Annotated in this window: 22 protein-coding genes; 11 read left to right on the top strand and 11 right to left on the bottom strand. The window is 60.6% G+C overall.

Features of this window, described 5'->3' with window-relative positions; all coding sequences use genetic code 11:
- Positions 1-59 precede the first annotated feature (59 nt).
- Both J1G33_RS18880 and pobA read right to left on the bottom strand, forming a co-directional pair.
- Positions 60-1,577, bottom strand: a complete 1,518-nt coding sequence (locus J1G33_RS18880) for an MDR family MFS transporter (protein WP_223018535.1) — start codon at positions 1,575-1,577, stop codon at positions 60-62.
- A gap of 66 nt (positions 1,578-1,643) precedes the next feature.
- Positions 1,644-2,837 (bottom strand): 4-hydroxybenzoate 3-monooxygenase, encoded by a 1,194-nt coding sequence (gene pobA, locus J1G33_RS18875; RefSeq protein ID WP_216090894.1) that lies wholly within the window; start codon positions 2,835-2,837, stop codon positions 1,644-1,646.
- A gap of 180 nt (positions 2,838-3,017) precedes the next feature.
- Here pobA and J1G33_RS18870 point away from each other — a divergent pair, with 180 nt between their 5' ends.
- Positions 3,018-3,893, top strand: coding sequence for a helix-turn-helix domain-containing protein (locus J1G33_RS18870; RefSeq protein ID WP_005786075.1), 876 nt, complete (start codon positions 3,018-3,020; stop codon positions 3,891-3,893).
- Here the strand turns inward: J1G33_RS18870 and J1G33_RS18865 are convergent.
- On the bottom strand, positions 3,886-4,065 hold the full coding sequence (locus tag J1G33_RS18865) for a hypothetical protein (RefSeq protein WP_003189580.1): 180 nt from the start codon (positions 4,063-4,065) through the stop codon (positions 3,886-3,888). The genes J1G33_RS18870 and J1G33_RS18865 overlap by 8 nt on opposite strands.
- A gap of 100 nt (positions 4,066-4,165) precedes the next feature.
- Positions 4,166-5,071 carry a LysR family transcriptional regulator gene (locus J1G33_RS18860; RefSeq protein WP_005786071.1) on the bottom strand — a complete coding sequence of 302 codons (906 nt, stop codon included), beginning with the start codon at positions 5,069-5,071 and terminating at the stop codon, positions 4,166-4,168.
- 105 nt (positions 5,072-5,176) lie between these two features.
- Here J1G33_RS18860 and J1G33_RS18855 point away from each other — a divergent pair, with 105 nt between their 5' ends.
- A complete protein-coding gene (locus J1G33_RS18855) occupies positions 5,177-6,043 on the top strand; it encodes an MBL fold metallo-hydrolase (protein WP_216090892.1) in 867 nt (288 codons plus the stop codon).
- Between the two features lie 34 nt (positions 6,044-6,077).
- Entirely contained in the window at positions 6,078-6,692 is a 615-nt protein-coding gene (locus tag J1G33_RS18850) for an NAD(P)-dependent oxidoreductase (protein WP_078820600.1), read from the top strand.
- Positions 6,693-6,730: 38 nt separating this feature from the next.
- On the opposite strand, the gene J1G33_RS18845 is transcribed toward J1G33_RS18850, so the two are convergent.
- The gene (locus tag J1G33_RS18845) at positions 6,731-7,600 is read right to left on the bottom strand and encodes a LysR substrate-binding domain-containing protein (RefSeq protein ID WP_103733521.1); all 870 of its coding nucleotides are present in this window, start codon (positions 7,598-7,600) and stop codon (positions 6,731-6,733) included.
- 111 nt (positions 7,601-7,711) lie between these two features.
- Between J1G33_RS18845 and J1G33_RS18840 the strand changes: the two genes are divergently transcribed.
- The 3 genes from J1G33_RS18840 (at position 7,712) to J1G33_RS18830 (ending at position 11,747) form a co-directional block, all read left to right on the top strand.
- Positions 7,712-9,349, top strand: a complete 1,638-nt coding sequence (locus J1G33_RS18840; protein ID WP_223018534.1) for a 5-guanidino-2-oxopentanoate decarboxylase — start codon at positions 7,712-7,714, stop codon at positions 9,347-9,349.
- 131 nt (positions 9,350-9,480) lie between these two features.
- Positions 9,481-10,668, top strand: coding sequence for a cyanate transporter (locus J1G33_RS18835; protein ID WP_223018533.1), 1,188 nt, complete (start codon positions 9,481-9,483; stop codon positions 10,666-10,668).
- A 137-nt stretch (positions 10,669-10,805) separates the two neighbouring features.
- Positions 10,806-11,747 carry a LysR family transcriptional regulator gene (locus J1G33_RS18830; RefSeq protein ID WP_032877254.1) on the top strand — a complete coding sequence of 314 codons (942 nt, stop codon included), beginning with the start codon at positions 10,806-10,808 and terminating at the stop codon, positions 11,745-11,747.
- A 28-nt stretch (positions 11,748-11,775) separates the two neighbouring features.
- Here J1G33_RS18830 and J1G33_RS18825 read toward each other — a convergent pair whose 3' ends face one another.
- Both J1G33_RS18825 and J1G33_RS18820 read right to left on the bottom strand, forming a co-directional pair.
- Positions 11,776-12,696 carry a LysR substrate-binding domain-containing protein gene (locus J1G33_RS18825; protein ID WP_032877255.1) on the bottom strand — a complete coding sequence of 307 codons (921 nt, stop codon included), beginning with the start codon at positions 12,694-12,696 and terminating at the stop codon, positions 11,776-11,778.
- Positions 12,697-12,883: 187 nt separating this feature from the next.
- Positions 12,884-13,030, bottom strand: a complete 147-nt coding sequence (locus tag J1G33_RS18820; RefSeq protein WP_164699504.1) for a hypothetical protein — start codon at positions 13,028-13,030, stop codon at positions 12,884-12,886.
- 198 nt (positions 13,031-13,228) lie between these two features.
- On the opposite strand from J1G33_RS18820, the gene J1G33_RS18815 reads away from it, so the two are divergent.
- A complete protein-coding gene (locus tag J1G33_RS18815; RefSeq protein ID WP_032877256.1) occupies positions 13,229-14,536 on the top strand; it encodes an MFS transporter in 1,308 nt (435 codons plus the stop codon).
- A complete protein-coding gene (locus tag J1G33_RS18810; protein ID WP_005786057.1) occupies positions 14,533-15,291 on the top strand; it encodes a substrate-binding domain-containing protein in 759 nt (252 codons plus the stop codon). The genes J1G33_RS18815 and J1G33_RS18810 overlap by 4 nt, the downstream gene beginning before the upstream one ends.
- On the opposite strand, the gene J1G33_RS18805 is transcribed toward J1G33_RS18810, so the two are convergent.
- Complete coding sequence (locus tag J1G33_RS18805) at positions 15,283-16,185, bottom strand: LysR family transcriptional regulator (RefSeq protein ID WP_057701145.1); 903 nt, start codon at positions 16,183-16,185, stop codon at positions 15,283-15,285. The genes J1G33_RS18810 and J1G33_RS18805 overlap by 9 nt on opposite strands.
- 210 nt (positions 16,186-16,395) lie before the next feature.
- On the opposite strand from J1G33_RS18805, the gene J1G33_RS18800 reads away from it, so the two are divergent.
- The gene (locus J1G33_RS18800) at positions 16,396-16,800 is read left to right on the top strand and encodes a type II toxin-antitoxin system ParD family antitoxin (protein ID WP_078820595.1); all 405 of its coding nucleotides are present in this window, start codon (positions 16,396-16,398) and stop codon (positions 16,798-16,800) included.
- The gene (locus J1G33_RS18795; RefSeq protein WP_223018532.1) at positions 16,797-17,150 is read left to right on the top strand and encodes a type II toxin-antitoxin system RelE/ParE family toxin; all 354 of its coding nucleotides are present in this window, start codon (positions 16,797-16,799) and stop codon (positions 17,148-17,150) included. The genes J1G33_RS18800 and J1G33_RS18795 overlap by 4 nt, the downstream gene beginning before the upstream one ends.
- Positions 17,151-17,168: 18 nt before the next feature.
- On the opposite strand, the gene J1G33_RS18790 is transcribed toward J1G33_RS18795, so the two are convergent.
- The 3 genes from J1G33_RS18790 to J1G33_RS18780 form a co-directional block, all read right to left on the bottom strand.
- Positions 17,169-18,206, bottom strand: coding sequence for a histone deacetylase family protein (locus J1G33_RS18790; RefSeq protein ID WP_223018531.1), 1,038 nt, complete (start codon positions 18,204-18,206; stop codon positions 17,169-17,171).
- 134 nt (positions 18,207-18,340) lie between these two features.
- Positions 18,341-19,573: a Zn-dependent hydrolase gene (locus J1G33_RS18785; RefSeq protein WP_223018530.1), complete on the bottom strand. Its 1,233-nt coding sequence runs from the start codon at positions 19,571-19,573 to the stop codon at positions 18,341-18,343.
- 11 nt (positions 19,574-19,584) lie between these two features.
- On the bottom strand, positions 19,585-20,901 hold the full coding sequence (locus tag J1G33_RS18780; protein WP_223018529.1) for an MFS transporter: 1,317 nt from the start codon (positions 20,899-20,901) through the stop codon (positions 19,585-19,587).
- 157 nt (positions 20,902-21,058) lie between these two features.
- Between J1G33_RS18780 and J1G33_RS18775 the strand changes: the two genes are divergently transcribed.
- Positions 21,059-22,000 carry a LysR family transcriptional regulator gene (locus tag J1G33_RS18775; RefSeq protein WP_103733514.1) on the top strand — a complete coding sequence of 314 codons (942 nt, stop codon included), beginning with the start codon at positions 21,059-21,061 and terminating at the stop codon, positions 21,998-22,000.
- Positions 22,001-22,061: the final 61 nt, after the last annotated feature.

Raw genomic sequence — 22,061 nt, 5'->3', positions numbered from 1 at the left:
GAGCAAGTCGAATCGTCGCGCCGCCCCTCCCACATTTGGTTTCCTACATTCAGTTGGACCTAGCGGGCTTTGTCTTCCCGACCACGCAGCACCCGGTTCGGCATCACGATCGCAGCCGCCAACCCCAGCAGCGACACTGCCGCACTCACCATCAGCAAATGCCGGAACGTCACCGCCAACTCCCCGCGCAACGCATCCTGCGCCGGGCCGGGTGCGGCGTTGAGGCCGTCAAGCAGCACGTTGCCAGAACTGCCTTCGGCCACCAGTGCGGCGCTCGTCAAATGGGCGAAACTGGAGTCGTGCAACAGCGCCAGCAGCAACGCCGACATGCAAGCCACCCCCACTGCCCCGCCCAGGGAGCGGAACAGGTTGGTGGTGCTGGTGGCCACACCGATATCCCGTTGCTCTACCGAATTCTGCGTACCCACCAGCGAGGTCGGGAACTGCATACCGGCGGCAATGCCGCACAACAGCATGAATACGCTGGTGAGCACCACCGCCTGGGGCGCGCTGTAGGCCATGCCGAGAATCGCCAGCGGGCTCAACACCGCGCCGCTCAGGATCATCGGTTTATAGCGGCCAGTCACCGACGTCATGCGCCCGGCAAAATACGCGCCCATCGGCAAGCCCATCGCCAAGGGCAGCAAGTGCAGGGCCGCACTGTCGGCACCGGCGCCGGTCACGGTCTGGTAACGCAGGGGCATCAGCACGGTCAGGGAAATCGCCTGGAAGCTGGTGACAAAAATCGTGCACCAACACAACACCGCATTGCGGTTGGCAAACAAGTGCATGGGCAGCAGCGGTTCGCGCGCGCGGCGTTCGTGCCACACAAACACGCTCAACGCCAACAGTGCGCAGGCCAACAACCCCAGCACTTGATCGTCACGCCACGAATGGCCCTGGCCGATTTCGGTGATACCCAGCAACAAGGCGGTGAGGCCGACGATCATCAGCACCGTGCCGAGGTAATCGATGATCGGCTTGCGCTGCGGCACCGGCAGCCCCACCAGAGTGCGATGGGCCACGTACCAGGCGCCGGCACCCAGCGGCAGGTTGATCAAAAACACCCAGCGCCACGACAGGTACTCGGTCATATAGCCGCCCAGCACCGGCCCCGCCACGCTGGCCACCGCGTACATGCTGCTGAAATACCCCTGATAACGTCCCCGTTCGCGGGGAGGAATAATGTCGCCAATGATTGCCTGGCTCACTGAAATCATCCCGCCGGCACCGATGCCCTGGAGAATCCGCGCCAGCACCAATTGCTCCATGCTTTGCGCCATGCCACAAAACAGCGACGCCAGGGTAAACACGCCCATGCCGATCAGCATCATGGGCCGGCGCCCATACAGATCGCCAAGCTTGCCGTAGATCGGCACCGCCACGGTCATCGCCACCATATAGCCGGAAATCACCCAGGCCAGCAGGTTGACGTCATGAAACTGCGCGGAAATGGCCGGCATGGACACCGCCACAATGGTCTGGTCCAGTGCGCCGAGGAAGATCGCCATCATCAGCGCAGAAAGAATACTGCGCACGGCGGGAACGGTTGGGGCGGGCTGATTGAGGTGAGTCACGGCAGAACCTTCGAACAAGGCCCGCAGGACAAGATCGCCCGCGGGAATGCTCAATACGATAGCAGGCTATTCGATAGGCTCATAAGCAAGCCCGACGTAATTTTCTGCAATGGTTTTGCGCCCGGCATCCGAGTGGATGAAATAGTCCAGCTCACTCTCGGCAATGCGCTGGCTGAAGGCGTCCGCTTGGGGAAACTCATGCAGCATCGAGGTCATCCACCAGGAAAACCGCTCGGCTTTCCATACCCGGCGCAGGCAGATAGCCGAGTACTTTTGCAGCAAGTCCAGGCGTCCTTCGCGGTACACCTTGAGCAAGATCCGGAACAACGTGCTCACGTCACTGGCCGCCAGGTTCAACCCCTTGGCGCCGGTGGGCGGGACAATATGCGCGGCATCGCCAAGCAGGAACAGGCGCCCGTACTGCATGGGTTCCACCACGAAGCTGCGCAGCGGCGCGATACTTTTTTCAATCGATGGGCCGGTCACCAACTGCTGCGCCAATGAACCGGGCAAGCGGGTTTTCAGTTCATCCCAGAAACGCTCATCCGACCAATCCTCCACAGCCTCGTCCTGCGGCACTTGCAGGTAATAACGGCTGCGCGTCGGTGAGCGCATGCTGCACAGGGCAAAACCCCGTGGGTGTTTGGCATACACCAGCTCGGCGTGTACCGGCGGCGTATCGGCGAGCACCCCCAGCCAACCGAAGGGATAGACCCGCTCGAATACCTTCAAAGCCTGCGCCGGAATCGACTGGCGGGCGACGCCATGGAAGCCATCGCAACCGGCGATGTAATCGCACTCCAGGCGATAGGCTTGGCCTTGGTGATTGAACGTCAGCCAGGGTCGATCACTTTTCAGATCATGGGGCTGTACGTCGCACGCCTCGTACAGCGTGGTAGCGCCGGCGGCTGCGCGGGCGGCCATCAGGTCGCGGGTGACTTCGGTCTGGCCGTAGATCATCACCGATTGGCCACCGGTCAATGCCTTGAGATCGATTGGGATAAGTTGGTCATTAAGGGCAATGTCAAAACCTGTGTGCACCAACCCTTCAACATCCATGCGTTGGCTCACCCCGGCTTCGCGCAACAGGTCAACCATGCCCTGCTCCAACACCCCGGCACGGATGCGCCCCTGCACGTAATCGGCGCTCTGGCGCTCTAGAACAAGGGTTTGAATACCAGCGTTGTGCAGCAGCTGGCCGAGCAGCAATCCAGACGGACCGGCGCCAATAATGGCGACTTGGGTTTTCAGGGTTTTCATTATTTTTATGGCCTTCACGCTTTACCCGAACGTATCGAGTGAAAGAGTTGTTAGTGGAATTGTGGCTGACATTTTTCACTTGAGCGAACCGCATAAGAAGGTGAAAACTGCGTCAAAGCCTGCGCTTTTCGCCAATCGGGGCGATTACCGAACCATTATCCTGAGTATCGGATTGAAACCATGACCAAAACCGCGATTCCGGTCTTCAAGCTTTACGGGGAAAGCCAGCAGTGGCCGACGCCCGATTTGTTGCACTGCGAAACCATTTCCCGGCGCAGTCGGGAATACCAGTGGGAAATCCAGCCCCACCGGCACGCGGATCTGTGCCAACTGCTGTATGTGCACAAAGGCCAGGCACAACTGGAAATCGAAGGCCAGCGCACCACCCTCAATGAAGCGAGCCTGCAAGTGCTGCCGCCACTGTGCGTGCATGGCTTTCGTTTTTCCGAAGATGTGCAGGGTTATGTGGTGACCCTTTCGGCGCCGCTGGTCAGCCATTTGCAGGCGCAATTGGGTGACACCGTCGATGGCCTGCAAACCCTCGGCAGTTATCCTGCGGGCAAGGACAGCGACTACTTGAACAACCTGTTCGTGCGCTTGCAGGACGAATACGCCGATGATCAACCGGCACGGGACATGATGTTGCACGCCTTGGTCAGCGTGCTGCTGGTGTGGGTCAGCCGCCAGGCGATCCAGCGCCGTCATCCACGCGCCCCACGTGGTCGTGAGTATTTTCGGCGTTTCACCCAACTGGTCGAACAGCATTACCGTGAGCACCCCAAGATTGAAGATTTGGCCCACAAGCTGGGCATCTCGGTCTCACACTTGAACGGGACTTGTCGGGAATTGGGCGGGCAACCGGCATTGCAGATCATGCATGACCGCCAATTGCTGGAAGCCAAGCGCTTGTTGACCTACACCAGCATGACCATCAATGAGATGTCCGAGGTGCTGGGCTTTTCCGACCCGACCAACTTCTCGCGACTGTTTCGCCGCAGGGTCGGGTTTTCACCCAAGGCGTTTCGCGAGCAATTGAAGGCCGAGCAGCCTACCTGAGCGCGCTGAAGCTGCCGGTGCGCGGCACGCATTGGTCCTGATGGCAACTGATGGCGAACGCCGCCGGTTGCATGCGCGTTTGCTCAACGCGATAGGCGGCTGTCCCGTACAACGCAGTCGCCAATGCGCAGAGGGTGAAAATCGTCAGGTATTTTCTGGTTTTGATACTCATGGCACAGACCTCTGAACGGATCTACACGGTGCTGTTTAAAGCATAGGTCAGTCAGCGCAAGTTGCCATGATTGGCTGCCATTCAGCGCGTTTATATCGCCTCAGAGGCCGACGTCCCACGCAGGCGCCTCCGGAAACCGCAGCACCAGAAAATCCAGCAGGCTGCGCAGTGCCGAGGGCATGTGCTTGCGCGAGGCGTACACCGCATAGATGTTCATCTGTCGTGGCTCTGCTGCAGGCAGCAAGCGCACCAGTTCACCACTGCGGATCAGGTCACCGGCCTGATAACTGGGGAGCATCGCCACCCCTGCCCCGGCCAGGGTTATACGCAATAACGTGCTGGCCTCGTTGGCGGTGATATTGCCGTGCACCGGCACCGACACGTGTTCGCCCTGCTCTTCGAAATGCCACAGGCTCTTGCCGAAATAGGAGTGGGTCAGGCAGTTGTGCCGGGCCAGGTCTTCGACTTTCTGCGGCGCCGGATGCTCACGCAGATAGGCCGGTGTGGCACACACCACCGAGCGGCACACGGTCAAGCGCCGGGCGATCAGGTTCGGGTCCAGGTCATTGCTGGTGCGGATCGCCAGGTCGATGCGCTCGTCCACCAGGTTCACCGTGCGGTCGAGCATCTGCAAGTCCACCGTCACCAGCGGGTAGCGCTTGACGTACTCGGCAATGGCCGCGCCCAACTGCGCCTGGCCGAACGAGGTACTGACGCTCAGGCGCAACAAGCCCCGAGGCGCGTCATCGGGCTCGCTGACGGCGGCCTGCATATCAGCGCACAGCTCCAGCAATTGCCGGCAGCGCGGCAGGGTTTCGCTCCCGGCAGCAGTGAGGCTGAGCTTGCGCGTGGTGCGGTGCAGCAGGCGCGCGCCGACCCAATCCTCCAGCTCAGCCAGGTAACGCGAGACCACCGGGCGCGACAGGTCCAGATGATCGGCGGCGGCAGACTGGCTGCCCAGGTCCACCACGGTGACAAACACGCGCATTGCTTGAAGACGATCCATGATCTGCCCGATTTCAGAAACAAACTATGTCCAAGCATCGCATTTTTTGTGGTGTTTTATGCAACTAAGCTCTACCCACCCCTTACCAATGGCAGGAGCTGCCCGATGTTCTCGACCTTCAAACGCTTGACCCTGGCCACTGCCGCCCTGGCGTTCGCCGCCCACGCCGCAGCCGCTGAGCTGAAACTGGACGTGTACAACCCAGGCGAAGCGGCGATCTTCCCCGTCAGCTCGGTGCTGGTCAGCGGTGCCAAAGACGCGATCCTGGTGGACGCCCAATTCGGCAAAGGCCAGGCCGAGCAATTGGTGCAGAAGATCCGCGCCAGCGGCAAGCACCTGACCACCATCTACATCAGCCATGGCGACCCGGACTACTACTTCGGCCTCGACACCCTGACCGCCGCGTTCCCCGACGCCAAGGTGCTGGCGCCACAACCGGTGGTCGACCATATCAACGCCACCGTCGCCGGCAAGCTGGCATTCTGGGGCCCGAAAATGGGCGCCGACAAACCGACCAAAACGATCGTGCCGCAAGTGTTGCAAGGCCACAGCCTGACCCTTGAAGGGCAACAGCTTGAAGTGGTCGGTCTGGACGGTCCGCAGCCGGATCGCAGCTTTGTGTGGATCCCGTCGATCAAGGCCGTGGTCGGTGGCGTGGTTGTCGCCGAAAACATTCACCTGTGGATGGCTGACACTCAGGGCGCGCAATCTCATAAAGACTGGTTGAGCACCCTTGAGCGTATTGAAGGCTTGAAGCCAAAAACAGTGATCCCTGGTCACTACCTGGGCACCCCATCGCTGGCCTCGGTGAAATTCACCGCCGACTACATCCAGGCCTTCGACATCGAAACCGCCAAGGCCAAGGATTCCGCCGCCCTGATTGCGGCCATGAAACAGCGTTACCCCACCCTCGCCGACGAAAGCTCGCTGGAATTGAGCGCCAAAGTCGCCAAGGGCGAAATGAAGTGGTGATCGGCTTTAAACCCTAACCCTGATGGAGAACGTCATGAGCAAAATCGCAATCATTGGTGCCACCGGCCGTGCCGGTAGCCAACTGCTGGAAGAAGCCCTGCGCCGCGGGCATACCGTCACCGCCATCGCTCGCAACACCGACAAGCTGGGCGTACGCCCAGGCGTCACGGTCAAGCAGGTGGATGCCCTGGACGCCGATGCCCTGCAACACGCTATCAGCGGCAGCGATGTGGTGATCAGCGCCGCGCACTTTGCCACCTTGCCCGCCAGCGCCGTGATCGGCCCGGTGAAAAAGGCCGGGGTCAAACGCCTGCTGGTGGTGGGGGGTGCAGGCTCGTTGCTGCTACCGGACGGCAGTCGCGTCATCGATAGCCCGGGTTTCCCTGCGGAGTACAAGGCCGAGGCCAGTGCCGGGGCTGATTTCCTGGAAACGCTGCGCCAGGAAACGGAATTGGATTGGACGTTCCTCTCGCCATCGGCGCTGTTCGACGGGACCGAGCGCACCGGCAAATTCCGCCTGGGCCAGGATGACCTGTTGGTGAGCAGTGACGGTAACAGCTCGATCAGCTTTGCCGACTACGCCATCGCCATGATCGACGAGGTTGAAACACCCAAGCACTCGCGTAAGCGCTTCACCGTTGGCTACTGACACCACGCGGTAAAAATGTGGGAGGGGGCAAGCCCCTCCTACATTTGCGCCTGGCTGGTCAGCCAATCCATCAGGGCCAACAACCCGGCAGAAGGCACTGTCTGCGGCGGATACACCAGGAAGTAGCCCATGCCCGTCGGCACCCGCAGTTCAAACGGCATCACCAGGCGCCCCGCCTTCAGGTCCTCGCCAATCAGCGCACGATCACCGATCGCCACGCCCGAGCCTTGTGCCGCCACCGTCATCGCCAGGTCCAGCGTTTCGAAATGATGCCCCTGGCTCAGACTGCTCAGGCGCGTACCCGCCGCCTTTAACCACAATGCCCAATCCCGCTGATCCCGTGTGGGGTGCAGCAGCACCTGGTGTTGCAGATCCGCTGGCGTGTGCAAGTTGTCCAGCAAGGCCGGCGCACAGACCGGTGTGAGTTGTTCATCGAACAAATGCCGAGCCTCCTCGGACTGCTCGCCGATGGGCGCATAGATCACCGCCGCATCAAATGGCTCGCGACGAAAATCCACGGTGTAGGCCACGGTGGTGGTCAGTTCCACCGGTACATCCGGGCGCTCCCTTTGCCATTGCAGCACGCGTGGCAGTAGCCAGCGCATCACACAGGTGGACGCCTTGAGCTGCAAAACCTCGCGGCGACTGCCGATTTGCTCCACGGCCTCACCGATCACGCCGAACACCTGCTGCACCCGCAGCGCCCACTCGCGACCTTCCTCGGTCAGGCTCAAGCCCCGCGCCTGGCGCACAAACAACCCATAGCCCAAATGCCGTTCCAACCCCGCGATCTGGCGGCTCACCGCCCCCTGTGTGATGTGCAGTTGCTCGGCGGCGCGGGTGAAGTTGCAGCATTGGGCCGTGACCCAGAAGGTATGCAATGCGGGCAACGGTGGAAGGCGTTTCATTAGGGCGCAGCCATGACGTGAGGACATGGCGAGTATGACTTTTTATCGATTGTTGCCGCTACCGGCCAGCCGGTCCAATAGCGCCTTCAATCCATAACAAGAGCGACCGGCATGGCAACCTGCGGCGAAGTATTGGTCCACCTCCTGAAAGGCTACGGTGTCGATCATGTGTTCGGCATCCCCGGTGTGCATACCGTGGAGCTGTACCGTGGTTTGGCGCGCTCCGGCATCCGTCACGTCACCCCGCGCCACGAACAGGGCGCCGGGTTTATGGCCGACGGCTACGCGCGCACCTGCGGCAAGCCTGGTGTGTGTTTCATCATTACCGGCCCGGGCATGACCAATATCACCACGGCCATGGGCCAGGCCTATGCCGATTCGATCCCGATGCTGGTGATTTCCAGTGTGCAGGCGCGCAGCCAGTTGGGCGGCGGGCGTGGCAAGTTGCATGAGTTGCCGAATCAGAGCGCACTGGTGGCCGGCGTGGCGGCGTTTTCCCATACCTTAATGTCGGCCCACGAGTTGCCCGGCGTGCTGGCGCGGGCGTTTGCACTGTTTCAGGCCGGGCGGCCGCGCCCGGTGCATATCGAGATTCCGTTGGATGTGCTGGTGGAGAATGCCGACGCTCTGCTGGGCAGCCAGCCGGTCAGCGTGGCCCGCGCCGGAGCGGCACCGGCGGCGATCGAGCACATGAGCCGCTTGCTCGCCACCGCCCAACGCCCGCTGATTCTGGCCGGTGGTGGCGCCATCGATGCGGCGCCCGAGTTGACCCGCCTGGCCGAAACCCTCGGCGCGCCCGTGGCCCTGACCATCAATGCCAAAGGCCTGCTGCCTGCCGCACACTCGTTGTTGATCGGCTCGACCCAGACCCTGGCGGCCACCCGCGCACTGGTCGCCGAGGCCGATGTGGTACTGGCCATCGGCACGGAACTGGCGGAAACCGATTACGACGTGACCTTCGCCGGCGGCTTCAAGATTCCCGGTACGTTGCTGCGCATCGATATCGACCCGGATCAGACCGTACGCAACTACCCACCCGAGGTGGCCCTGGTGGCCGACGCGAAAATCGCCGCCCGGGCGCTGCTCACCGAACTGGACCGCCAGTCACTGGCGCCGCGCAATACCGATTGGGGCGTAGTTCGCGTCGCACGTTTGTGGGCCGAGCTGGAGCCCACTTGGGACGCTGCCACCCGTGCACACACGCGGCTTCTCAACACCGTATTGGAAGAACTGCCCGGCGCCGTGCTGGTGGGTGACTCCACCCAACCGGTGTACAGCGCCAACCTGACCCTGAACCTCGACCGACCACGTCACTGGTTCAATTCATCCACCGGCTACGGCACCCTGGGCTATGCCCTGCCCGCCGCCATCGGCGCCTGGCTGGCGCGCGGCGATAGGCAACCGGTGGTGTGCCTGATCGGCGACGGTGGCCTGCAATTCACCCTGCCGGAACTGGCCAGCGCCGTGGAAGCCCGCACAACGGTGATCGTGCTGTTGTGGAATAACCAGGGCTATGAGGAGATCAAGAAATACATGCTCAATCGGGCCATCGAGCCTGTGGGTGTAGACATTTACACCCCGGACTTTATTGGCGTGGCCAAGGCCCTGGGCTGCGCGGCAGAGAGCATCGAAGGCATCGAGCATCTGCGCTCGGCACTGCGCGCCGCAGCTGATCGCCAGGGGCCGACGCTGATTGAAATCGACCAAGGGCGGTGGGAGTCGACCAAGCCTGGAACTCGCTCTATGTGACTCTGGTTTTCCCCTGTGAGAGGGGCGATCTGTCAGTTATCCGCAATTTTTAGATAGCCCCAGCGACTTTCTGATTTGCCCCACTTGCCCCTGCATGGCCTGATTCGCCCTTGTTCGAACAAGGCAGGCCCATGGAAAACGTTCACGCAAAACCCACCACCGCCGTATGGCTGATGATCAGCGTGGTGCTGGTCGCCCTTAACCTGCGACCGTCGATGGCGGCTGTGGGGCCGTTGTTATCGTCGATTCGCGTGGATGTGCCGTTGAGTTTCGGCAGCGCCGCGTTACTGACCATGTTGCCGGTCATGGCCATGGGCCTGGCGATGTTTGTTGGCATGGGCCTGGCCAAGCGCCTGGGCGAACATCGCAGCATTATGCTGTCGCTGCTGGTGATTGGGCTGGCGACCTTATCGCGGCTGTTGCTGGATTCGGCGCTGGAGCTGATCGTCAGCGCGATTGCCGCAGGGGTCGGCATCGCGCTGATTCAGGCGTTGATGCCGACGCTGATCAAGTCGCGATTCAGCGCTGACGTTTCGCTGTTCATGGGCCTGTATGTGACTGCGATCATGGGCGGCGCTGCGCTGGCGGCATCACTCTCACCCTTGGTGCAAGTGCGCACCGGCAGTTGGCGCATCGGCCTGGCGATCTGGGCGGTACTGGCGCTGTTGGCGCTGGTGTTCTGGTATGCCCAGCGTTCGGCTCTGCCACCCTTGCCTCAAGCAGAATCGAGCACTCGGGAATCATTTTTCAGCAATCGCCGCGCCTGGTTGCTGGCGATCTTTTTTGGCCTGGGCACGGCGTCCTATACCTGTGTATTGGCGTGGCTGGCGCCGTACTACGTCGAACAGGGCTGGAGCGAGCAGAATGCCGGCTTGCTGCTGGGCTTGCTGACCGCCATGGAGGTGATCTCCGGCCTGGTCACCCCGGCCATCGCCAACCGACGCCAGGATAAACGCGGCGTGATCGCGGTGCTGCTGGCGCTGATCATCCTCGGGTTCTGCGGCCTGATCCTCAGCCCGCAACACTGGAGCCTGCTATGGCCTTGCCTGCTCGGCCTGGGTATCGGCGGGTTGTTTCCCATGAGCCTGATTGTGTCCCTCGACCACCTCGACAACCCACGGCGCGCCGGTAGCCTTACCGCATTTGTACAGGGCATCGGTTACCTGATTGCCGGCGTGTCGCCCTTGATTGCCGGAGTGATCCGCGATCAATTGGGCAGCTTTGAAGGAGCCTGGTGGTCGCTGACCGCGGTGACTGTGGTGATGCTGCTGATGGTCCTGCGCTTCAACCCCCGGCATTACGTACGACATATCCGCTGACGTCGTATTACAAACAGTATTTGTCCCACACGAAACATTGACGAGTCCTACAGAGCTTTCTATTGGTACGAGCGTTCCGTTAACATTTTGCCCAGTCTTGTACTGAGTTCGGTACAAAGGGTTTACGGACGAAACCGATGCTAAACAGTAACTCGCTCAGAAAGCTCGATATGCAGGATTTGATGGTGTTTATCGCCGTCTACGACCAGAGCAGCGTTACTGATGTATCCGAAACGCTGTTCGTCAGCCAGTCCACGGTGAGCTACAGCCTGAAGAAGTTGCGCACCAGCTTTGAGGATGAGCTGTTTATCAACACACGGGCCGGTATGCGTCCGACGTACAAGGCCACCACCATGTACGGGCATGTGCAGAAGATCCTGGAAAGCATCAACCTGTGTCACGCCGGTGGCCAGGCCTTTGACCCAACCCAACAGGCGGTGACCTTCAATGTGTGCGCCCCGGAATACTTCGAGCAACTGATCCTGCCACGGCTGTTGAAGCACTTCGACCATGCCGACCTGCCGGTGATCGTCAATGTGCAGAAGCTGGAAACCGACATTCCCGTCGATGACCTGCGTGAAGGCCGCCTCGACCTGGTGATCTGCTTCGGCCCGCACTTTCATCGCACCCATAAAGACTTCAAAACCCAGATGCTGTTGGAGGATGACCTGGTTTGCGTGTTCGACCAGCGCTCGGCACCCAGGGAGCCGGCGTTCAGCCTGCAATCTTTCGTCGAGCGGCGTCACATATTCCCCACGCCATGGTCCTCCGACACCAACATGATCGACGGCTGGCTCGCACGTCAGGCGCGCAAGCGCCAGGTGATCGCACGGGCCAACAGCTACAGCGCAGCGTTGAAGATGATTACCGGCACCGACTTCATCGTCACCCTGCCGCGTCGCGTGCAAAAGTTGCTGGCGCCGGCACCGGGGTTCGGTGTGTGCGAAGCACCCAACGGTTTGCCGGGGTTCACCCTGGATATGCACTGGAAGGAAACCAATGGGCAAGACAGCGCCAATAGCTGGTTTCGTGAGCAAGTGGTGAGGGTGTGTGAGGAACAGCTGCAAGCGGCAAGTTGAAGGCGCCAAGCAGTCTCTACAGTTGCTTTTAGCTTGGAGCCGGGAGCTTGTCACTCATGAACGCCTCCAGCCGCGAACGCATCCAGCGCTCCGCCGGGTCGGTGTCGACGTGGCTGAGCCAGACCATCGACAAATCCAGGGTCGGGGTCTGGAAGGGAAACGGCTCGCAGTACAAATTGCCGCCGGCGGCCATGGCTTGGGCAGTGTAATCCGGCAGGCTGGCGATCATGTCGGTGCCGGCGAGCAACGCCGGCAGCGAACTGTATTGCGGCACCGACAGCACCACATGGCGCTTGCGGCCCACCTCCGCCAGCCACTCATCGGCAAACCCGGCCACGTTGGCAGTGTGGGACACCAGCACATGGGGCCGTGCGCAATATTCATCGAGGGTCAGCGGCGTGTCCGAGGCATCGGCGCGCAGCAGGCAGGGGCGGATATGCCGCAACAGCTTGCGCTTGGCATTTGCCGGCAGGCCGCGGGTCTGGGTGATGCCGACGGTGATATCGCCCGACGCCAGCAAGTCGGGAATACGCCAGTAATCCACGTGCTGCACCACGAACACCACCTGCGGCGCCTCCTGGCGCAAGGCACGCAGCAACGGTGGCAGCAGGCCGAACTCGACGTCATCGGACAGGCCGATGCGAAAGGTCATGGTACTGATGGACGGATCAAAGTCATGGGTCAGGCTCAGGGCCGATGACAAGGAATCCAGGGCCGGCGACAGGTGCTGGATGATTTCCTCGGCACGGGCCGTGGGCTCCATGCGATGGCCGACACGAATGAACAACGGGTCGTTGAACAAGGTGCGCAGGCGGTTGAGGGCCGAACTGATGGTGGGCTGGCCGAGAAACAGCTTCTCCGCCACCCGCGTCACATTGCGCTCAAGCATCAGCGCTTCGAAGACCACCATCAGGTTGATGTCGGCCTTGCGTAGTTCATTGCGATTCATCGGCGCCCACCCCTCTCCCCAAGACAAGCCGCAGTTTAGAAAGGCCACGGGGCTGCGTCTATGTGCGCACTGCTCATCAGGCGGTTTGGGGACTATAAATCAGCGCTTGAGGGTTATGTAAGCCTCACAGAACAACTGTGGGAACGGCCTATCCCACTCCCACAGCTAGATTGTGTTTACCTTGAAGTCAGGGTTTCAGCGGGCGCTCCTGGTCCCGTTCGGAAAGCTCCGTGCCGTCGTCGGGGTGCTTCCAGGTTTGCGGTTTTTCTTCCTCTGGCTGCCGCCGATGATGATCACGTTCTGGCTCATTGTGCTGCTGGTGTTCGTTGCCCATAGCCACCTCCCATCCGTAAGAATTGGACACAAGCTCAAGCATAGAACAGGTCTGAAAAATCGGATGGCCGTTTTGACTGATAACCAAAACACATCAATGCATCCATATTTGTCACTTATCATTTCTAAATGTGTCAGCCACTATCCCCAGTCTTAAGCGAAACAAGCACTTTAAAAAGAACGCTGGAGACACAAAATCATGACTAGCCCTTCCCGGCCCGCCCCTGCCAGCTCGAAAGTAGGCGCTGTACTGCGCGTTACTTCGGGCAACTTCCTTGAACAGTTCGACTTCTTTCTGTTCGGGTTCTACGCGACCTATATCGCCGCCGCGTTCTTCCCGGCCGCTAATGAGTTTGCGTCATTGATGATGACCTTCGCCGTGTTCGGCGCGGGCTTCCTGATGCGACCACTGGGTGCAATCATTCTGGGTGCCTATATCGATGACGTGGGCCGTCGCAAAGGTTTGATCGTGACCTTGTCGATCATGGCCAGCGGCACGCTGTTGATCGTGCTGGTGCCCAGTTATCACACCATTGGCCTATGGGCGCCGCTGCTGGTGCTGCTGGGCCGCCTGCTGCAAGGTTTCTCGGCCGGTGCGGAATTGGGCGGTGTCTCGGTTTACCTGTCTGAAATGGCTACGCCGGGCCGCAAAGGTTTCTACACCAGCTGGCAGTCGGGCAGCCAGCAGATCTCCATCGTGGTCGCCGCAGCGCTGGGCTATGGCTTGAACGTGTGGATGGAACCGGCAGTGGTGGCCGATTGGGGCTGGCGTATTCCATTTGCCGTAGGTTGCGTGATCATTCCGTTTATCTTTGTGCTGCGTCGCAACCTGCAGGAAACCGAAGAGTTCGCCAACCGCAAGCATCGCCCGACCATGCGTGAAGTGATGGCGACCCTGGTGAAGAACTGGACCGTAGTCATCGGCGGCATGTTGATGGTGGCCATGACCACCACCGCGTTCTACCTGATCACCGTGTACGCACCGACCTTCGGCAAGACCGTACTGCAACTGAGCACTTCCGATGCCCTGCTGGTGACCTTGCTGGTGGCGGTGTCGAACTTTTTCTGGCTGCCGATCGGCGGCATCCTCAGTGATCGCTTCGGCCGCAAACCGGTACTGATCGCCATGACCGTGCTGACTGTTCTCACTGCTTATCCAGCGCTGTCCTACGTGGTCAACGCGCCAAGCTTTGCGCACATGCTGGAAACCCTGTTGTGGTTCTCCTTCCTCTACGGCCTGTACAACGGCGCAATGATCCCGGCGCTGACCGAAATCATGCCGGTGGAAGTGCGCGTGGCGGGTTTCTCCCTGGCTTACAGCCTGGCGACTGCAGTCTTCGGTGGCTTCACGCCGGCGATTTCCACCTGGTTCATCCACATCACTGAAGACAAGGCATCTCCCGCCTATTGGATGATGTTCGCCGCACTGTGTGCGCTGTGTTCAACCCTGGCGTTGTATCGCCACGCCAATACCCGTGGCCAAGTCATGCAGGAGGCGGTGCAATGAAGCCTTTGTTCAAATCCCTCACTGCCGTCGTCCTCGGCGCCCTGGCGCTGACGGCCCAGGCCGAAGAGCTCAAGGTGATGACCTCTGGTGGCTTCACCGCCGCCTATAAACTGCTTGGCCCGCAATACGCCAAGCAAAGCGGTGACACCCTCGACACCATTCTCGGCCCGTCCATGGGCAAGGCGCCGGAAGCGATTCCCAACCGCCTGGCCCGCGGCGAGCACGCCGACGTGGTGATCATGGTCGGCTACGCCCTGGATGAGCTGATCAAGCAAGGCAAGGTCGACCCCGCGTCCCGCGTGGAACTGGCCGATTCGCGCATTGGCCTGGTGGTGAAGGAAGGCGCGCAAAAACCTGCGATCAATACCGACGCCGAACTCAAGGCCGTGCTGAGCAAAGCCAAATCCGTGGCGTATTCGGACAGCGCCAGCGGTGTGTACGTCGAGAAAGAGTTGTTCAAGAAACTCGGTATGCCGGCCAAAGGCACCATGATCGAACGCGTGCCGGTGGGCGAGCAGGTGGCCAAGGGTGACTACGAAGTGGGCTTGCAACAGGTGGCTGAATTGTTGCCGGTCAAGGGTGTGACGTTTGTCGGCAAAATCCCGGAAGACGTGCAATCGGTGACACGCTTTGCGGCGGGAATTCCGGTCAATGCCGAACACCCCGACGAGGCCAAGGCGCTGCTGCAGTTCATGGCCTCGCCGCAAGCTCAACCGGTGGTGCAATCCACCGGCCTGGACTCGGTGTCACGCTGACCGAAACGGCATCTCCCGCACCAATCGTTCCAACTCCAGCGCCGCGGGCGGCAATGTCCGCCCGCGGCGCTTGATCAAGCCCACATTGCGCATCACCTGCGGCTCTACCAGCGGCACACTCACCAGAATCGGGTGCTCGCACGCCGGCATCGCAATCGACGGCACCATCGCCACGCCCAGCCCCGCCTCCACCAGCCCGATCATCGTGGTCACGTGGTGGGTCTCGCAGATACTCGGCTTTTTCACCCGCACGCCACGCAGCGCCTGGTCGAGCAGGAAGCGGTTGCCCGAGGTTTTGTCCACGCTGATGTAGTCGTGTTCATAGGCTTCTGTCCAGGTCACGCTCTCACGCGTGGCCAACGGATGGTCACGCCGACAGGCGAGTACATAGCGCTCTTGCAACAACAGCTCGAACTCGACCTCGTCGGCCAGGCTACCGCTGAAGCTCACGCCAAAATCCGCTTCACCGCTTGCCACCGCATTGCTCACTTCGCCAGCACTGGCATCGAGCACCCGCAGGCGAATCTTCGGATACAGCTTGTGGAATTCGGAGATCACGTGGGGCATGAAGTAATACGCGGTAGACGGCACACAGGCGATGGTGACGTTGCCCATGCGTGTGGACGCGACGTTGCTGATGCCCATCAAGGCGATGTCAAGATCGTCGAGCATTCGCTCCACCTGGGGCAAGAAGGCACGACCGACCATGGTCAGACTGACCCGCCGTGTGGTGCGTTCGAACAGCTTTACATCCAGGGCGGATTCAAGCTTCTCGATGCGTCGGCTGAGGGCCGGCTGCGAGATACGGATGGCCTCGGCGGCGCCACGGAAACTGCCCTTGTCTACCACGGCGCGGAAGGCTTGGAGATCGTTGAGGTCGAAATTGATGATCACGGGAGGCAGGCCAGAGTGGTCGGGGTGACGAGCATTATCGTATGGGAGCCGATGCGATGCCATGCGAGCCGGGGCGGCTATATCGAGATAATCCTGTTACAGATATCAAGTCATACATTTCAGCAGCTTATCGGCCACCTGCGGCCACGCGATCGCCAAAACGGGTCAATACTTGCGGCCTGACCCACACAACTGGAGACGCAGCAACTTATGCAAACCTACCCCTTCTGGATGGACGACGAGACGCCGGAGATCGGCATCGATCAGTTGCTTCTTGCATCGCGCCAATGGTCAAGTAGGATTGAATCCTACTCACTTCTGGCGGACATCCCAATGCGCTCAACCCAGCAAATGAGCATCACCTTGCCCCTTGAAATGGCGGCCCTGGTCAAAGCCAAGGTGGCTGCCGGCGAATATGCCAGCGAAAGCGAAGTGATTCGCGACGGATTGCGGGTGCTGCTGGCACGTGACCGTGCCATGGAAGATTGGCTGAGGGACGAAGTCATCCCGGCAGCGACCGCTCTTGAGGCACAGCCTGAGCTCGGGTTATCTGCAGAACAGGTTCGCGAGCATATGGCAGCCAGGCGTCAGCGCAAAGGCATCGGGAACGCGTGAGCTACTCGGTGGTTTTTTCGCCTGAAGTCCTGACGCAACTCAATGCCCTTGAGGATTACATCTGCGATGCCGGCTCCCCCTTGGTAGCGACGCGCTTTATCGACAATCTCGTCAGCCACTGTGAAAGCCTCGCCCTGTTCCCCTTGCGTAGCACGCGCCGTGACGACCTGCTTACAGGCTTGCGCATCACGCACTATCGTCGCAGCACCATCATCGCGTTCAGGGTGAGGCCTAATTGCGAAACGGTGTCGATAGTGGGGGTATTTTATGGCGGGCAAAACTACACGGCGCTGTTCCAGGGTGAGGGGAACGACTGCTTATTGATAGATGAAAAGCCTGCTGAAAACTGATCGGCAGGCTTTTAGCACTTAATCGACTGATAGTTTCTCCCACGCCGCTGGCGCGCTGAAAAACGCCTGCGCGTTACTGTCCAGCGTCTCCAGGTGATAACCCCCTTCCTGCACGATCAAGCACGGCAACCCCAGCCCTCGAATGCACTGCCCCAGCCGCGCAAAGCCTTCCCGTGTCACCGCGACCTTGCTTTGCGGGTCCAGCTCGTAAATATCGAAGCCCAGTGACAACACCAGCACATCTGCCGAGAAGTCCTTCACCGCTGCCAGGGCCAGCTCCAGCTTTTCGAAAAACAGCGCTTCGCTGGCACCGTGGGGCATGGGCAGGTTGAGGTTGAACCCTGAGCCTGGGCCATCGCCTTTTTCGTCGGCAAAGCCCGCCACCCCAGGATAGAAGTTGGTCGGATCGCCATGGATCGACGCGTAGAGCACGTCATCGCGCTGGTAGAAAATCTCCTGGATGCCTTGGCCGTGGTGCATGTCGGTATCGAGCACCGCGACGCGCTGGAAGCCTTGGCGTAACGCTTGCGCAGCCACCGCCGCATTATTGATGTAACAGAAACCACCCGCCGCATCGAAGCGGGCGTGATGACCCGGTGGTCGGCACAAGGCGTAGGCGGCTGGTGCGCCATCGAGGATCGCCTGGGCAGCGGCGACGGCGCTTTGGGCTGACCAATAAGCCGAACGCCAAGTCAGCTCGCCAACCGGGCAACTTCCATCGGCCAGGTAACGTGCAGCCTGGGCAAGAATGCCGCGCAGGGCGTTGGGCTCGCGCACGAAGATGTTGGACATGACTTCGTCGCCCCAGTCTTCAGGAATTTCCTTCCAGCGCTGGTGAGCCTCTTGAAGAAAATCCAGGTAGGCCGCGCCATGCACGGCGAGCAGCGGTTCCATACCGTAGTCGCTTGGTTGCTGGATATCAAAGCCCAGGGTTTGCGCAGCCAGCAGCAGGTTGCGCGCACGCTCGGGGACCTCCTGTGGCGTGCGCATCTGGCCACGAGAATAGTAGCTGCGTGGGTGATGCAGCAGTTGTTCGGGATGGAAAAACGTATTCATAGGATGCTCCTGGATAAACACAGAACCTGTGGGAGCTGGCTTGCCTGCGATTGCGCACGGTCAGAGCACAATGTACTGCCTGCTTCACCGCTATCGCAGGCAAGCCAGCTCCCACATGGGCACGGCGTCAGCCTTTAGAAATGAACCTGGCCGGCGCGTTTCAACACGGCGTTGAGCAATACATCGGTGCCCTGGCGCACGTCTTCAGGCAAGACATCTTCGGCTTCGTTGTGGCTCAGGCCACCGACGCAGGGGATGAAGATCATCGCAGTCGGGCAATAGCGCGCCAGGTGGATAGCATCGTGGCCGGCACCGCTGATGATGGTCTGCTGGCTGTAGCCCAGAGCGTCCACCGACGCTTGTACGCAGGCCACGCACTCAGCATCGAACGGCGTGGCCGGGCTGATCCAGTGCGGTGTGATAGTCACGCTGAGGCCACGGTTGTCGGCAATCGCCTGCAGGCGTGCGCGCACTTGCTGCTCCATGGCGTCGATATCGGCGTCGCGGTGATGGCGCAGATCGACAGTGAAGTCGAGCACACCGGGAATGGTGTTGCGCGACGACTTGGCGATGCTCAACTCACCCACCGTAGTCAGGCCATGCGGGGTAAAATCGGCAGCGAGGTTTTCCAGGGCCTGGATCATTTTTGCGGCGCCGTACAACGCATCTTTGCGCAGCGCCATCGGCGTGGTGCCCGCATGGGCAGCCATGCCTTCGACCCGCACATCGAGCCAGCGAATCGCCTGGCCGCCGGTCACCACGCCGATACTGTTGGCGTTGTCTTCCAGGATCGGGCCTTGCTCGATATGCGCTTCGAAATACGCATCCACTGCCCCACCCAATGCACGCTCGCCGTTATAACCGGTGGTGCGCAACGCCTCGGCCACGCTGACGCCATCACCGTCGGTGGTCGCCAGCGCCTTGGCCAGCGCGAGGGCGCCGGTGAAGACCGCCGAGCCCAGCATCGCCGGGGTGAAACGCGCGCCTTCTTCGTTGGTCCACACCGCAATTTCCAGGGGTTTGCGCGTCTGGATGCCGTGGTCGTCGAGGCTGCGGATCACCTCCAGGCCAGCCAATACGCCGTACACGCCATCGAAGCGCCCGCCTTCGGGCTGGGTATCGAGATGGCTGCCGATCATCACCGGCGCGGCGTCATTGTCGGTACCCGCACGACGGGCGAACAGATTGCCGATGGCATCCACGCTCAACGTCAGGCCAGCCGCTGTACACCAGTGGCTGAACAGCTCGCGACCGGCCTTGTCTTCGGCGCTCAACGCCAGGCGGCAGCTGCCACCGCGTGCAGTCGCGCCGATCTCGGCCATGGCCATCAAGCTATGCCACAGGCGCTCGCCATTGATCTTCAACATTGCTGACTCCCTCAACTGTGTGCCATTTCCAGGCGGTGAGCCGTGGCGTGGCGGCGGGACAAGGCCAGCACGCACACCAACGAGACCGCCGCGATCACGCTGTAAAACACTGCCATCGGCCACCATTGGCCCAGGTATTGATGGGCCAGCCAGGTGCCGATCAACGGTGTCAGGCCACCCGCCAGCGCACCGCAGACCTGGTAAGCCAGGGAAATTGCGGTGTAGCGCACGCGGGTTTCAAACAGACCGCTGACAAAGCCTGCGATGACGGCATAGAACGACGCCATGCACACCACCGCCAGGGCAATGCCGAGGATGATCAAGGGCGCCTGGCCGCTGCTGACCAGCACAAACATGGGGTACGGCGACGCCATTGCCAGTACGCACATGGCGCACAGGAACCGTGTAGCGCCGACCTTCTCTGCCACCCAGGCGGCCAGTGGCTGAATGCAGAACTGGATAATGGCGACGAAGAACAGGCATTCCAGAATCAGCGAGCGCGGCAGGTTCAGTTGCTGAGTGCTGTAGGCAATCATGAAGGTGTTGGTGAAATACACGCCGGCAATCCCCAATGTGTTGGCGCCAATGCACAACAACAGTGGACGCCATGCGGTCTTCAGCACTTCCAGCACGGGGGCTTGGTCCTTCTTGATCGCCCGAGCTTTTTCCGCCTGGGCCTTGTCTTCGAGGAACTCCGGCGACTCGTTCACACCCAGGCGGATCGCCAGGCCGACAACCAACAACAAGGCACTGGCCAGGAACGGCAGGCGCCAGCCCCAACTGAGCAGGTCTTCTTCCGGTAAGCGGGTCACCGCACTGAACGCCAGCAGGGAAAGAATCAAACCGGCCGGGCTGCCCAATTGCGCGAAGGATGCAAAGAAGTTACGCCGCCCCTTTGGCGCATGTTCTCCGGCCATCAACACCGCCCCGCCCCACTCACCGCCGACCGCAATGCCTTGCACCACTCGCAGCAGTATCAGCAGCACCGGTGCCGCGGCGCCGATCTGTGCATAGGTCGGCAACAGGCCGATGCACACCGTGACCACGCCCATCATGACGAGGGTAATCACCAGGGATTTCTTGCGGCCGATGCGGTCGCCGATATGGCCAAACACAATGCCGCCCAACGGCCGCGCAAAAAAGCCCACGGCGAAGGTGCCGAACGCAGCCATGGTGCTGAACAATTTATCGTCGGAGGGGAAGAACAACTGACCGAACACCAGCGCCGCAGCGGTGGCATAGATGTAAAAGTCGTACCACTCGATCATGGTTCCGATAAAAGCGGCGGCCGCGGCACGGCGAGGCTGCGGCGAAGCGGAAGGCTTCATGGGGCTGGCTCCTTTGGTTATTTTTTTGGCAGGAGATGGTCGAACCGGTGCGCTCTGATGGCGCTTGTTGAGCCCGATTTTTCAGCCTGGGGGTATGATTAGTCAATTTTCTATTTATTATCTTGATTATAAATACTGCTTATTATCGAGCGTCACCATGCCCGAATCCCGCCGCGATATTCACCCCCTGCTCAACGACCGCCTGGACTGGAACCTGCTGCGTACCTTCCGCGTGATCGGCCAGGAGCTGAGCATCAGCCGCGCCGCCGCGCGCCTGCACCTGACGCAGCCGGCCATCAGCCAGGCGCTCAAGCGCCTGGAGGAACAGCTGGATTGCCAGCTCATCCTGCGCCGTGGCCCGCGCTTCGTGCTCACCGAGGCAGGTGAACAGATTTTCGCGATTGCCGGCGAGATGTACGGCCAGGTTTCGCAAATGAGCAACGCCCTGCAAAAGCCCGGCGATGAAGTGATCGGCAAAGTGCGCTTGCTGATGATCAGCCGGATTAATTCCGACACTTTCGATGACTTTCTCGCCAGCTTTCATCGCGAACATCCGCGGGTCGATCTGGAAGTCGAAGTGATGCGCAGCTCCGACATCGTCGCCGCCTTGCTGGAAAAAACCGCGACCCTGGGGTTGAGCCTCAATCGTCGGCCTCAGCCGCGCCTGGAACAGCACCTGTTTCTGCGTCAGCGCTACGCGTTCTTTTGCGGAAAACATCACCCATTGTTCGGGCGCACAAACCTGGCCGAGGGGGATTTGCAGTCGGAAAACTTCGTGAGTTTTACCAGCGACCAGATTGGCGGGATGCTCTCGCCGCTGACGATTTTCCGTGATCAGCAAGGCTTCGGTGGGCGGATCGTGGCGTCATCCTCCAGCCTGGAAGAAGTGCGGCGTTTGGTGATTGCCGGGTTTGGTTTGGGTTGCTTACCGACTCATGTGGTGGCGGACGATGTGAAAAACGGGCTGCTGTGGCGGTTGCCGCCGGATGAGGGGATTGCGGATGTGGATATTCACCTGTTGTGGAATCGCGAGCAGAAGATGAGTCGGGCGGAGGGGGTGTTTATTGAGTGTCTTATGGGGCGGTTGGCCGACGTATAATTGGCCACATCCTGCGTGTCAAAAAGCAGTTACAACTCACTGGATGCACGTCGAAGCACGC

This window comes from Pseudomonas sp. P867 (genome assembly GCF_019891455.1).
Lineage (GTDB): Bacteria > Pseudomonadota > Gammaproteobacteria > Pseudomonadales > Pseudomonadaceae > Aquipseudomonas > Aquipseudomonas synxantha_A.
Note: the sequence above shows the minus strand (reverse complement) of the source record. Positions and strands in the feature narration are given on the sequence as shown.

Excerpts from the sequence above, each read along its gene's own strand:
- pobA (WP_216090894.1), bottom strand. The coding sequence starts at position 2,837 with ATGAAAACCCTGAAAACCCAAGTCGCCATTATTGGCGCCGGTCCGTCT.
- J1G33_RS18870 (WP_005786075.1), top strand. The coding sequence starts at position 3,018 with ATGACCAAAACCGCGATTCCGGTCTTCAAGCTTTACGGGGAAAGCCAG.
- J1G33_RS18865 (WP_003189580.1), bottom strand. The coding sequence starts at position 4,065 with ATGAGTATCAAAACCAGAAAATACCTGACGATTTTCACCCTCTGCGCA.
- J1G33_RS18860 (WP_005786071.1), bottom strand. The coding sequence starts at position 5,071 with ATGGATCGTCTTCAAGCAATGCGCGTGTTTGTCACCGTGGTGGACCTG.
- J1G33_RS18855 (WP_216090892.1), top strand. The coding sequence starts at position 5,177 with ATGTTCTCGACCTTCAAACGCTTGACCCTGGCCACTGCCGCCCTGGCG.
- J1G33_RS18850 (WP_078820600.1), top strand. The coding sequence starts at position 6,078 with ATGAGCAAAATCGCAATCATTGGTGCCACCGGCCGTGCCGGTAGCCAA.
- J1G33_RS18845 (WP_103733521.1), bottom strand. The coding sequence starts at position 7,600 with ATGAAACGCCTTCCACCGTTGCCCGCATTGCATACCTTCTGGGTCACG.
- J1G33_RS18840 (WP_223018534.1), top strand. The coding sequence starts at position 7,712 with ATGGCAACCTGCGGCGAAGTATTGGTCCACCTCCTGAAAGGCTACGGT.
- J1G33_RS18835 (WP_223018533.1), top strand. The coding sequence starts at position 9,481 with ATGGAAAACGTTCACGCAAAACCCACCACCGCCGTATGGCTGATGATC.
- J1G33_RS18830 (WP_032877254.1), top strand. The coding sequence starts at position 10,806 with ATGCTAAACAGTAACTCGCTCAGAAAGCTCGATATGCAGGATTTGATG.
- J1G33_RS18825 (WP_032877255.1), bottom strand. The coding sequence starts at position 12,696 with ATGAATCGCAATGAACTACGCAAGGCCGACATCAACCTGATGGTGGTC.
- J1G33_RS18820 (WP_164699504.1), bottom strand. The coding sequence starts at position 13,030 with ATGGGCAACGAACACCAGCAGCACAATGAGCCAGAACGTGATCATCAT.
- J1G33_RS18815 (WP_032877256.1), top strand. The coding sequence starts at position 13,229 with ATGACTAGCCCTTCCCGGCCCGCCCCTGCCAGCTCGAAAGTAGGCGCT.
- J1G33_RS18810 (WP_005786057.1), top strand. The coding sequence starts at position 14,533 with ATGAAGCCTTTGTTCAAATCCCTCACTGCCGTCGTCCTCGGCGCCCTG.
- J1G33_RS18800 (WP_078820595.1), top strand. The coding sequence starts at position 16,396 with ATGCAAACCTACCCCTTCTGGATGGACGACGAGACGCCGGAGATCGGC.
- J1G33_RS18790 (WP_223018531.1), bottom strand. The coding sequence starts at position 18,206 with ATGAATACGTTTTTCCATCCCGAACAACTGCTGCATCACCCACGCAGC.
- J1G33_RS18785 (WP_223018530.1), bottom strand. The coding sequence starts at position 19,573 with ATGTTGAAGATCAATGGCGAGCGCCTGTGGCATAGCTTGATGGCCATG.
- J1G33_RS18780 (WP_223018529.1), bottom strand. The coding sequence starts at position 20,901 with ATGAAGCCTTCCGCTTCGCCGCAGCCTCGCCGTGCCGCGGCCGCCGCT.
- J1G33_RS18775 (WP_103733514.1), top strand. The coding sequence starts at position 21,059 with ATGCCCGAATCCCGCCGCGATATTCACCCCCTGCTCAACGACCGCCTG.